The organism is Pseudomonas fluorescens, assembly GCF_001708445.1.
GTDB classification, from domain to species: Bacteria; Pseudomonadota; Gammaproteobacteria; order Pseudomonadales; family Pseudomonadaceae; genus Aquipseudomonas; species Aquipseudomonas gorinensis.
In genome coordinates, this window is sequence record NZ_CP015637.1 from 5,602,249 (window position 1) to 5,614,380 (window position 12,132).

Below are 12,132 nucleotides of genomic sequence, written 5' to 3' on the forward strand. Positions count from 1 at the left end.
TGACCGTAGCCGACACGCTCGCAACTCCCTATAATGCCGCCCCTATGGCTAAACAAAAGAAACACCCCACAGGGACCATCGCGCAAAATAAAAAGGCGCGACACGATTACTTCATCGAACATCGGTTCGAGGCTGGTCTGGTCCTGGCCGGCTGGGAAGTAAAAAGTCTGCGCGCCAGCAAGCTGCAACTGGTCGACAGTTATGTGCTGCTCAAGGATGGCGAGGCATGGCTGCTGGGCAGTCATATCACCCCGCTGACTACCGCGAGCACTCACGTGATTGCCGACCCGGTACGCACACGCAAGCTGCTGCTCAATGCCCGCGAACTCGACAAGCTGGCTGCCGCCGTACAGCAGAAAGGCTATGCCTGCGTCTGCCTGTCCTGGTACTGGAGCAAGCACCTGGTCAAGTGCGAGATCGCCCTGGGCAAGGGTAAGAAGGAATACGACAAGCGTGACACCGAGCGCGAACGCGATTCCAATCGTGAACTGCATCGCGCCGTGCGCAACAAGGGCAAGGAAGAATAATCCTTGTGACGCCGTAGCTTGGGTGCCCACCCAAGCTACATGCCCTTGCGTCGCTCCGCCCGGGCCATACGCTGAACTTCCTGACGCACTTCCTCCAACACCTCCTGCACATACAGCAGGTGACGGGTTGAGACCTCGCGCGCCTGCTCGGCCCGCCCTTCGATAATCGCCAGGTACAGATCCCGGTGCTGACTGATCAGCATGTCGCGGGTTTCCGTGCGCTGTTGGTACATCCCGCCGATATTGGTGACCACGTTACGCTTGAGCAGATCGAATAAACCGCGAATGGTGTGCAACAAGACTGCATTGTGGCTCGCCTCGGCAATGGCCAGATGGAACCTCGCATCAGCAGCCCCCTCCTCGGCCCGGCTCACTTTATCGTCGCGCGCATAACAATCCTGCAGCGCTTCAAAAGCAGCCGTCAGCCGCTCGCGGTCGACCTCGGTAGCACGTAACGCCGCGTAGTAAGCGCAAGAGGCTTCAAGGGTCTGGCGAAACTCCAGCAGATCACGCTGAGCCTCGGGGTTGTTCTCCAGCAGATGCAGCAGCGGATCGCTGAACGTCGAGCCCAAGGACTCAGCCACATAATTGCCACCACCCTGGCGGCTGACCAACAACCCCTTGGCCGCCAGCTTCTGAATCGCCTCGCGCAGCGACGGGCGCGAAACCCCAAACTGCTCAGCCAAAGCGCGCTCGGCCGGCAAGCGCTCGCCCGACTTGAGCGTGCCCTCAAGGATCATGCCCTCAAGCTGCTCGACAATATCGTCAGACAAACGGCGCTGACGCACCTGATCAAACCCCATAACTCACTCTCCACGATCCCGACCACTCGCCGGGGCCTCTATTCTGGCCTATCGCCGCACTTGCGGCACCTATCAGAGCGCTCTCGATTCATCCGATCAGAGCACCGGCACGCGCCCCTACGACCAAAGTTTCGCAGGCGGCAAATTGACACACCGCTATCCAGGCTTTTACTCTAGCCAACAGCGGCTGTAAATTGGTCTTACCAATTACCCACGCCGACTGAAGTGCCTGACCAACAACAATTAGGGGCCACCCCATATGCAAACCTGGCAACAGCTCTACAGCCCGCTCGGCAGCCTCGGCCTGTCCGCACTGGCAGCCGTCATTCCCATCGTATTCTTCTTCCTGGCCCTGGCCGTGTTCCGCCTCAAAGGCCACGTCGCCGGCAGCATTACCCTGGCGCTGTCGATCCTGGTGGCGATCTTTGCCTTCCAGATGCCGGTGGATATGGCCTTGGCCGCAGCTGGCTACGGCTTCGCCTACGGCCTGTGGCCCATCGCATGGATCATCGTCGCCGCGGTATTCCTCTACAAACTGACCGTCAAGAGCGGTCAGTTCGAAATCATCCGCAGCTCAGTGCTGTCGATCACCGACGACCAACGCCTGCAAGTCCTGCTGATAGGCTTCTGCTTCGGCGCGTTCCTCGAAGGTGCCGCCGGTTTCGGTGCGCCCGTGGCAATTACTGCCGCACTGCTGGTCGGCCTGGGCTTCAACCCACTGTACGCTGCGGGCCTGTGCCTGATTGCCAACACCGCACCCGTAGCCTTCGGCGCACTCGGTATTCCGATTATCGTCGCCGGGCAAGTCACCGGCATCGATGCATTCAAGATCGGCGCCATGACCGGCCGCCAACTGCCGTTGCTGTCCCTGTTCGTGCCGTTCTGGCTGGTATTCATGATGGACGGCCTGCGCGGCGTGCGCGAAACCTGGCCCGCAGCGCTGGTTGCAGGCTTGAGCTTCGCCGTCACCCAGTATTTCACCTCCAACTTCATCGGGCCGGAACTGCCGGACATCACCTCGGCGCTCGCCAGCCTGGTGTCCCTGACCCTGTTCCTGAAGGTCTGGCAGCCCAAGCGTACTGCCGGCGCACAGATTGCCGGCGCCACCTCCAGCGCCGCGGTCACCGCCAGTGCCGGCGGCTTCGGCCTGCCGCGCAGCACAGTCGCCTCGCCGTTTAGCCTGGGCCAGATCTTCAAGGCCTGGTCGCCGTTCCTGATCCTGACCGTGCTGGTAACCATCTGGACCCTCAAGCCCTTCAAGGCGATGTTCGCTGCGGGCGGCTCGATGTACAGCTGGGTGTTCAACTTTGCGATCCCGCACCTGGACCAACTGGTCGTCAAGGTTGCGCCCATCGTAACCAACCCGACAGCCATCCCGGCGGTGTTCAAACTGGACCCGATTTCGGCGACCGGCACGGCGATTTTCTTCTCCGCGCTGATCTCGATGCTGGTACTCAAGATTGACATCAAGACTGGTCTTACCACTTTAAAAGAGACCTTCTACGAACTGCGCTGGCCTATCCTGTCCATCGGCATGGTTCTGGCCTTCGCCTTCGTCACCAACTACTCCGGCATGTCCTCGACCATGGCCCTGGTACTGGCGGGCACGGGTGCGGCCTTCCCCTTCTTCTCGCCATTCCTCGGCTGGCTGGGGGTTTTCCTGACGGGCTCCGACACCTCGTCCAACGCCCTGTTCAGCTCGTTGCAAGCCACCACCGCCCACCAGATCGGCGTCAACGACGTCTTGCTGGTAGCGGCAAACACCAGCGGCGGCGTAACCGGCAAGATGATTTCGCCACAATCGATCGCTGTGGCCTGCGCCGCCACTGGCCTGGTCGGCAAGGAATCCGACCTGTTCCGCTTCACCCTCAAGCACAGCCTGTTCTTCGCCACCATCGTCGGGCTGATCACCTTGGCCCAGGCCTACTGGTTCACCGGCATGCTGGTGCATTGAGACCACACGTAATAGGGTAAAAACCGACGCCGAACAACGATTTCGGCGTCAGCTTTCCACAACCTGTCTGCAGGGTCGTAGAGCAAAGCGACCCTGGCGGACAGATAACCGGGACCACCCGGAGAATGCGCCTGATGAGCGAGCTTTTTTACAACGCTGTGCCGAACGCCACCCGTGTCGCAGCGCCTCTGGCCCCGCCACGTGAATACCCCAGCGTAAAACCACCGAAGGTCTACCTGTTCGGCACCTGCGTGGTGGACTTGTTCTACCCCGAAGCCGGCATGGACGCGATTCACCTGCTGGAGCGCGAAGGGATCCGCGTGGACTATCCGCAAGGGCAAAGTTGCTGCGGGCAGCCGGCCTACACCTCAGGCTACACCGAGCAGGCCCGGCAAGTGGCGCGCGCCCAACTGGCACTGTTCACCGACAATTACCCGGTAGTGGTGCCCTCCGGCTCTTGCGCGGGGATGTTGCGCGAGCACTATGCAGACCTGTTCAAGGATGAGCCTGAAACGCTGCAACACGTGCGGGCCCTGGCCGCGCGGACCTATGAGTTGGCCGAGTTCCTGTTGTTCGTATGCAAGGTGCAACTCAACGACAGCGGCGCCCCCATTAAAGTCGCCCTGCACACCTCATGCTCCGCACGGCGGGAAATGAACACCCACCTCCATGGCCGCGAACTGCTGGGCCAACTGCGCAATGTCGAGCGCGTCGACCACAGCCATGAAAGCGAATGCTGTGGCTTTGGTGGGACGTTCAGCGTGCGTATGCCAGACATTTCCGGTGCGATGGTGGCCGACAAGACCCGGGCCTTGCAGGAGTCCGGCGCCCATCAGGTACTGAGTGCCGATTGCGGGTGCCTGATGAACATCAACGGCGCCCTGGAGAAACAGCACGCGGCCTTGCGCGGTCAACACCTGGCCAGCTTCCTGTGGCAACGCACCGGAGGTGGACGATGAACCCTGCCGCGCTGATTCCGACCGTCGAGGTGTCAGAAGACTTCCGCACCCGCGCCCACCAGGCATTGGGCGACGCGCAACTGCGAAACAACTTTCGCAAGGCAATGGATTCCCTGATGACCAAACGGGCAACGTCCTTCAACGATGCCCACGAACGTGAACACCTGCGCGCCCTCGGCAACGCGGTGCGTGCCCGCGCGCTGTCCAAGTTGCCGGACCTGCTGGAGCAATTGGAAGCCAACCTGACCCGTAACGGCGTCACCGTACACTGGGCGCAGACGACAGCAGAAGCCAACGCGATCGTGCTGTCGATCATTCGCAAGCGCGAAGCCACGCAAGTGATCAAAGGCAAGTCCATGGTCAGCGAAGAAATGGACATGAACCACGTGCTCGCCGCCCAAGGCATCGAATGCCTGGAGTCGGACATGGGTGAGTTCATTGTTCAGCTCGACCATGAGAAACCGTCCCACATCATCATGCCGGCGATCCACAAGAACGCCAGCCAGGTCGCGTCGCTGTTCCACGACAAACTCGGCGTGGAATACACCCAGGATGTCGACCAACTGATTCAGATCGGTCGCCGCGTGCTGCGGGAAAAGTTCTTCGAGGCCGATATCGGCGTCTCGGGCGTCAACTTTGCCGTGGCTGAAACCGGCACATTGCTGTTGGTGGAAAACGAAGGCAATGGCCGCATGTCGACCACGGTGCCCCCGGTGCATATCGCCGTGACGGGCATCGAGAAGGTCGTTGAAAACCTGCGCGACGTGGTGCCGTTGCTATCGCTGCTGACCCGCTCGGCGCTGGGCCAGCCGATCACCACCTACGTCAATATGATCTCCGGCCCGCGCAAGGCCAATGAACTCGACGGCCCGCAAGAAGTGCACCTGGTGCTACTGGATAACGGCCGCAGCCAGGCGTTTGCCGACAGCGAATTGCGCCAGACACTCAACTGCATTCGCTGCGGTGCCTGCATGAATCATTGCCCGGTCTATACCCGAATCGGTGGTCACACCTATGGCGAGGTGTACCCCGGCCCTATCGGAAAAATCATCACGCCGCACATGGTCGGCCTGGCGAAAGTGCCGGATCACCCCAGTGCCTCCTCGCTGTGTGGTGCCTGTGGTGAAGTGTGCCCGGTGAAGATCCCGATTCCGGCATTGCTGCGCCGCCTGCGCGAAGAAAATGTAAAAGCACCGAATAGCCCACACCCCGTGATGCGCGGCCAAGGCAGCAAGTATTCACGCAAAGAACGATTTATCTGGAACACCTGGGCCCTGCTCAATCGCTCACCGAGGCTGTACCGGTTGTTCACCCTGGCCGCGACTCGCCTACGCGCCCTGGCACCGAACAATGTCGGGCCCTGGACGCAAAACCATAGCGCGCCGAAACCCGCCGCCCGTTCGCTGCATGACCTGGCACGCGAGCATCTGGCCAAACAGGGAGAACGTTGATGAGCGCCAAGCAGAATATCCTCGACAAATTGCGCCAAAGCCTGACAGGCACTACACCGGTGCCCGACGATTTTGACGAAGCCCTGGTAACCGAGATCTATACCTACCCGCCCGAGCAGCGCATCGCGCAACTGCGCAAGCTGATGGAAGCGGTGCACACGGAGATCCACCTCACCCACAGCGCCGACTGGCCGGCCTTGCTCGCACAACTGCTGCAAGCACGCGACCTGCCCAGCTTGCTGATTGCGCCAACAACGCCCCACGGGCGCCGCATCACCGAACATTGGGCGAACAATCCACAACTGCCGGTGCTCAAAGCCTACGACCGGCCGGTGGAAGAATGGAAAGCCGAACTGTTTAACGAGACACCGGCCAGCCTGACCACTACCCTCGGAGCGATTGCCGCCACGGGCAGCCTGATTCTTTGGCCGACGCGGGAAGAACCGCGCCTGATGAGCCTGGTACCGCCGGTGCACTTTGCGCTGCTCAAGGCCAGTGAGATTTACGACAACTTTTATCAGGTCCAGCGCCAATTCGCCTGGGCCCAAGGCATGCCCACCAATGCCCTGCTGGTGTCCGGCCCGTCGAAGACCGCCGACATCGAACAAGTACTGGCTTATGGCGCCCACGGTCCGAAAGACCTGGTGGTGCTGATCCTGGAGGACCAATGAGTCTGCCTGCTGCTTTTCTCACTGACGTCGCACAGCTGATCCCGAGCAATCGACGCTTCGACGACCCACTTTCCACCCTGGCATTCGGTACCGATGCCAGTTTTTACCGACTGATCCCACAACTGGTGATCCGCGTGGAGTCGGAAGACGAAGTCGTGGCGCTGCTGCAACTGGCTCAGCGTGATCATGTGCCAGTGACGTTCCGCGCGGCAGGCACCAGCCTCTCCGGGCAGGCCATCAGCGATTCGGTGCTGATCGTACTGGGGGACAACTGGAACGGCCGTGAGATTCGTGGGCAAGGCACGCAAATCCGCCTGCAACCCGGCGTGATTGGCGCCCAAGCCAACGCCTGGCTGGCGCCGTTCGGGCGCAAGATCGGGCCGGATCCGGCGTCGATCAACGCGTGCAAAATCGGCGGCATCGTTGCCAACAATGCCAGCGGCATGTGCTGCGGTACGGCGCAAAACACCTACCACACCCTGGCCGGCATCCGCCTGGTATTGGCGGACGGCAGCCGCCTGGACACTGAAGATCCGGCCAGTGTCGCGACCTTTCGCACACAGCATGGCGCGCTGCTGGAACGCCTGGCGAGCCTCGGTCGAGAGACGCGGGCAAACGCCGAATTGGCTGCAAAGATCCGCCACAAATATCGTCTGAAAAACACCACCGGTTTGTCACTCAACGCCCTGGTGGATTTCGATGAACCGCTGGATATCCTCAGCCATCTCCTGGTGGGCTCCGAAGGCACGCTGGGCTTTATCAGCGCGGTCACCTACGACACCGTGATTGATCATCCGCACAAGGCGTCAGCGCTGATCGTATTCCCGGATGTCGAGACCTGCTGCAACGCCGTAACAGTCCTGAAAACCCAGCCAGTCTCAGCCGTTGAGCTGCTGGATCGACGCAGCATGCGCTCAGTGCAGGACAAACCCGGCATGCCCGCGTTCGTACAGCAGTTGTCGGAAAACGCCTGCGCACTGTTGATTGAATCCCGCGCCGCATCATCCTCTTTGCTCCACGAACAACTGGCGCTGATCATGGCGTCCCTGGCCGCTTTCCCGATGGAAAAACAGGTCGACTTCAGCGAAGACCCAGTGGAAAACGCCCGCCTGTGGGCGATTCGCAAAGACACCTTCCCTGCCGTCGGCGCCGTGCGCAAAACCGGCACCACGGTAATCATCGAAGACGTGACCTTCCCGGTCGAGCAACTGGCCATCGGCGTCAACCGCTTGATCGAGCTGTTCGACAAACATCACTACGACGAAGCCATCCTTTTCGGACACGCCCTGGAAGGCAATCTGCACTTTGTGTTCACCCAAGGCTTCAACAGCGCCGAGGAAGTCACACGCTACCAGGCGTTCATGGATGACGTCGCGCAACTGGTCGCGGTGGAGTTTGGCGGCTCGCTGAAAGCCGAGCATGGTACCGGTCGCAACATGGCACCGTTCGTCGAGCTGGAATGGGGCAGCGACGCCTATCAATTGATGTGGCAACTCAAGCGCCTGCTCGACCCCAATGGCATTCTCAACCCCGACGTGGTGCTCAGCAACGACCCGCAAATCCATCTCAAGCACCTCAAGCCGCTGCCCGCCGCCGACGAGCTTGTGGATAAGTGCATCGAGTGCGGTTTCTGCGAGCCCGTGTGCCCGTCGAAAGGGCTGACCCTGAGCCCGCGCCAACGCATCGTAATCTGGCGTGACATCCAGGCGAAAAAACGCGCCGGCGTCGACACCACCGAATTGGAAACGGCCTACCACTATCAGGGCATCGATACCTGCGCGGCCACCGGCTTATGCGCCCAACGCTGCCCCGTAGGAATCAATACCGGCGACCTGGTGAAAAAGCTTCGCGCCCGCGACGCCGACCATACGAAAACCGCCGAATGGCTCGCCAGCCATTTCGCCACGGCATTACAAGGTGCGCGCTTTACCCTGCACGTCGCAAACGGCGCCCGCATGCTGCTGGGCGCCCCGCGCCTGGCGCGGCTGTCGGCCAAGGTGACTCAACTGTCCAAGGGGCAAATCCCGCAATGGACCAACGCCATGCCGCAGCCGGAAAAAGCCATACGCTTCAGCCCTCCGGTCACGGACGAACGACCACGGGTGGTCTATCTCGCCGCGTGCGTCTCGCGCGCCATGGGCCCTGCGGCTGGGGATAAAGAGCAAATGTCGCTGTATGACAAAACCCGTGGCCTGCTCGAAAAAGCCGGTTATCAAGTCGTGCTCCCCGACAACCAGGACAACCTGTGCTGCGGCCAGCCGTTCGCCTCCAAGGGCTACGCCGAACAGGCCGAACACAAGCGCCAGGAACTGATCGGCGCCCTGCTCCACGCCAGCCGTGGCGGCCTTGACCCGATCTACTGCGACACCAGCCCCTGCACCCTGCGCCTGGTGCAAGACCTGGGCGAAAGCCGCCTGGATCTCTACGACCCCGTGCGTTTTATCCGAACCCACCTGATGGACCGCCTCGACTTCACACCGCAGGAAGCGCCGATCGCGGTACACGTCACCTGCAGCACCCAACACCTGGGAGAAAGCCAGGCACTGATCGACCTGGCGCGACGCTGCTCGAAAAACGTGGTGATCCCGGAAGGCATCCATTGCTGTGGTTTCGCTGGCGACAAAGGCTTTACCACACCGGAACTCAACGCCCATTCCCTGCGAACGCTCAAGGAGGCGGTGCAATACTGCAGCGAAGGTATCTCCACCAGCCGCACCTGCGAGATCGGCCTGAGCCAACATGGCGGCATCGATTACCACGGTTTGGTGTACCTCGTGGACCGGGTCACCCAGGCACGGGCGCATTAATCCGGCAAAAAAACAGAACCCCTGCGCACCGGCGTAGTCATCTGCATAGGCCTCGGCGACCGAGGCTCATCAGTGATGTCGCTGGCAGCCCATGACGGCCAGCAGCGTCGAGCCCTATTTCGCAAGGAGATTCCCTATGAAGCGTTCCGCTCTTGCTGGCTTGTTCATTACTGCTGCGATGCTGGCGTCACCTGTTTTCGCAGCCGGCGAGCCCGACCTGTGCAAGATCAACCTGGACAAAATCAACAACGGCAAAGCGCTGCTAGCCACCGACACCAGTGGCAAAAGCGGCGAGATCGATACCGCCGTGTCCCAGGCCAAGGCAGCCCACGCGGCAGGTGATGACAAAAGATGCATCGAAATCACCTCCAAAGCGTTGCAGGACCTGCAAGACAGCGACAAAGGCGGCAAATAGTCCATCGGATGCTCAAGGCCAACCTTCGGGTTGGCCTTCTGTGACCGTTTGACGTACACTGCACAGGCTTGTCACTCACTAAGAAACAACGAGTTACAAGCACGGGGCCGTTTAGGATTCGACGCCGGTCGCGAAACTTTAGGTGCATGCCGAGTTGGTAACAGAACTCGTAAATCCACTGTTGCAACTTTCTATAGTTGCCAATGACGAAACCTACGGGGAATACGCTCTCGCTGCGTAAGCAGCCTTAGCCCTTCCCTCCTGGTACCTTCGGGTCCAGCAATCATCAGGGGATGTCTGTAAACCCAAAGTGATTGTCATATAGAACAGAATCGCCGTGCAGTACGTTGTGGACGAAGCGGCTAAAACTTACACAACTCGCCCAAAGCACCCTGCCCGTCGGGTCGCTGAGGGTTAACTTAATAGACACGGCTACGCATGTAGTACCGACAGCGGAGTACTGGCGGACGGGGGTTCAAATCCCCCCGGCTCCACCACTTCATCATCTAAAGACGTCCACGGACGTCTTTTTTTGTGCCTGAAATCCAGCGAAATCAAGGGTTTAAGCGCTACTGGGCGCTGGAGAGGTTTTTTGAGTTACAGCCGTTTGGGTATTCCAAATGGTATTCCAAGCCATCCGGTGCTATTTTTTGGAATACCAAAACGGTGTCAGAGGTAGCTCTCATGCCCGCTCCAGCCCTTCGCCTTTCCGACCGCCAGCTCAAGGCAGTCAAGGCAAAAGACAAGGATTACGTCCTCAGCGATGGTGACGGCCTTCAGCTCCGAGTCAGGAGCAATGGCTCGATGCTGTGGAACTTCAACTACCGCGAGCCGGTAACCAAAAATCGTATCAATATGGGGCTGGGCACATACCCAGAGCTCTCGCTGGCGAACGCCAGGAAGAAAGTGGTGGAAGCACGCGAGCTGCTTGCACAAGGCATTGATCCCAAGGTGCAACGCAATGCACAAGACGAAGCCAAACGAGCGGAGACGGAACATACGTTCGAGAACGTGGCCACCGCCTGGTTCGAGCTGAAGAAGGACTCCGTCACGCCGGCGTACGCCGAAGACATTTGGCGATCGCTCACGCTGCATGTATTTCCAGACCTGAAAACAACGCCGCTCTCGAAAATTACCGCACCGATGGTCATCGAACTGCTTCGCCCAATCGAGGCCAAAGGCAGCCTCGAGACAGTGAAGCGATTGAGCCAACGGCTCAACGAGATCATGACCTACGGGGTGAACTCCGGGTTGATTTTCGCTAACCCCCTCAGTGGCATTCGGGCGGTATTCAAGAAACCCAAAAAACAGAACATGGCCGCGCTACGACCCGATGAGCTTTCCGAGCTCATGATCGAAATCGCGAACGCCAGCATCAAGCGGACCACCCGCTGCCTGATCGAATGGCAACTGCACACCATGACCCGTCCTGCCGAAGCGGCTACCACCCAATGGGCAGACATCGACTTCGACAAACGCATCTGGACCATCCCGCCGGAGCGCATGAAAAAGCGTCGTCCACACACCATCCCTCTGACCGAACAGGCACTCGCGTTACTGGAGGCGCTCAAGCCCCACAGTGGCCACAGGGAATACGTGTTCCCGGCAGATAGAAACCCGCGCACCCACGCCAATAGCCAGACCGCCAACATGGCGTTGAAGCGCATGGGCTTCCAGGACCGCTTGGTTAGCCACGGCATGCGCTCCATGGCCAGCACCATCCTGAACGAGCATGGGTGGGATCCGGAGCTCATCGAAGTCGCGCTGGCGCATGTCGACAAGGACGAAGTCCGAAGCGCTTACAACCGGGCGGACTACATCGAGCGCCGGCGTCCGATGATGGCTTGGTGGAGTGAGCACATCCAGAAAGCGGCCACTGGCAACCTGTCGGCATCTGCGATCAATCAAACCAGGGACCACAACGTCGTGCGGATACGGTGAGCACTCACCGGACGCCGCCAGTAACCGAGAGTGACTCCCCAGATGGAGTGATGGTTGATTTGGCGACACCGGCGACACCGGCGACAACCCGCGTAATACCTGGCCTGCAGCGTGGCGACAGAGGTGGCGACTGTCGCCGCTGCAAGCCTCGCCCTTGGCGCTTTCTCGGCCAAGCCCACGCGAGCGGGAAGGCTCCGCATTCCCACTCGCATGGGCTCACATTAAAAACCGACGAACGACCACCCAGCCATGGAAAACCACCGGCCTCCAAGGCCTTCCAGCGCTACCGATGGGCGCAAGAGTCACCCCCAAAATACGGTTGACCGCCAGCAGAACGAGCGCTAAACCAGAACCGTACCAGCGCTGTCCTCGACAGCACCCAGGTAGCCAGAACCTTTGAGGCTACGCCACATCGTGGTGGTTCTCCCCAAGTGCGATTAGCGTCCGGCGGCTCGCACGCTCACAGTGATGTGATGGATGCCTACTTCTACCAGAGTGCCATTGCGGCAACTCATACCCCTTTATAGCTGCCCAGCAGCAACCTATCCGCTTGGCCATTTCCTTGCGCCAACCTGTTGCCCGTCTCTTTGCCCCTAAAGAGACG

General features: G+C 60.1%; 9 protein-coding genes and 1 other RNA gene. 9 read left to right on the forward strand and 1 reads right to left on the reverse strand.

What is annotated here, in order from left to right:
* Nucleotides 1-44 precede the first annotated feature (44 nt).
* Entirely contained in the window at nt 45-527 is a 483-nt protein-coding gene (gene smpB / locus A7317_RS24965) for an SsrA-binding protein SmpB (protein WP_024077453.1), read from the forward strand.
* A gap of 35 nt (nt 528-562) precedes the next feature.
* Here smpB and A7317_RS24970 read toward each other — a convergent pair whose 3' ends face one another.
* On the reverse strand, nt 563-1,330 hold the full coding sequence (locus A7317_RS24970) for an FCD domain-containing protein (protein ID WP_024077454.1): 768 nt from the start codon (nt 1,328-1,330) through the stop codon (nt 563-565).
* A 259-nt stretch (nt 1,331-1,589) separates the two neighbouring features.
* Between A7317_RS24970 and A7317_RS24975 the strand changes: the two genes are divergently transcribed.
* The 8 genes from A7317_RS24975 to A7317_RS25010 all read left to right on the forward strand — a co-directional run bounded on the left by A7317_RS24975 (nt 1,590) and on the right by A7317_RS25010 (nt 11,528).
* Nucleotides 1,590-3,284 carry a lactate permease LctP family transporter gene (locus A7317_RS24975; protein WP_024077455.1) on the forward strand — a complete coding sequence of 565 codons (1,695 nt, stop codon included), beginning with the start codon at nt 1,590-1,592 and terminating at the stop codon, nt 3,282-3,284.
* A 134-nt stretch (nt 3,285-3,418) separates the two neighbouring features.
* Nucleotides 3,419-4,243: a (Fe-S)-binding protein gene (locus A7317_RS24980; protein ID WP_041161298.1), complete on the forward strand. Its 825-nt coding sequence runs from the start codon at nt 3,419-3,421 to the stop codon at nt 4,241-4,243.
* Nucleotides 4,240-5,694 carry a LutB/LldF family L-lactate oxidation iron-sulfur protein gene (locus A7317_RS24985; RefSeq protein ID WP_069077029.1) on the forward strand — a complete coding sequence of 485 codons (1,455 nt, stop codon included), beginning with the start codon at nt 4,240-4,242 and terminating at the stop codon, nt 5,692-5,694. Before A7317_RS24980 ends, A7317_RS24985 begins: the two co-directional genes overlap by 4 nt.
* Nucleotides 5,694-6,365, forward strand: coding sequence for a LutC/YkgG family protein (locus A7317_RS24990; RefSeq protein ID WP_024077458.1), 672 nt, complete (start codon nt 5,694-5,696; stop codon nt 6,363-6,365). The genes A7317_RS24985 and A7317_RS24990 overlap by 1 nt, the downstream gene beginning before the upstream one ends.
* Nucleotides 6,362-9,172 (forward strand): FAD-binding and (Fe-S)-binding domain-containing protein, encoded by a 2,811-nt coding sequence (locus A7317_RS24995; protein WP_069077030.1) that lies wholly within the window; start codon nt 6,362-6,364, stop codon nt 9,170-9,172. The genes A7317_RS24990 and A7317_RS24995 overlap by 4 nt, the downstream gene beginning before the upstream one ends.
* A 136-nt stretch (nt 9,173-9,308) precedes the next feature.
* Nucleotides 9,309-9,587, forward strand: coding sequence for a hypothetical protein (locus A7317_RS25000; protein WP_024077460.1), 279 nt, complete (start codon nt 9,309-9,311; stop codon nt 9,585-9,587).
* A 103-nt stretch (nt 9,588-9,690) separates the two neighbouring features.
* Nucleotides 9,691-10,084, forward strand: a transfer-messenger RNA (tmRNA) gene (ssrA, locus tag A7317_RS25005).
* A gap of 187 nt (nt 10,085-10,271) precedes the next feature.
* A complete protein-coding gene (locus A7317_RS25010) occupies nt 10,272-11,528 on the forward strand; it encodes an integrase domain-containing protein (RefSeq protein ID WP_069077455.1) in 1,257 nt (418 codons plus the stop codon).
* Nucleotides 11,529-12,132: the final 604 nt, after the last annotated feature.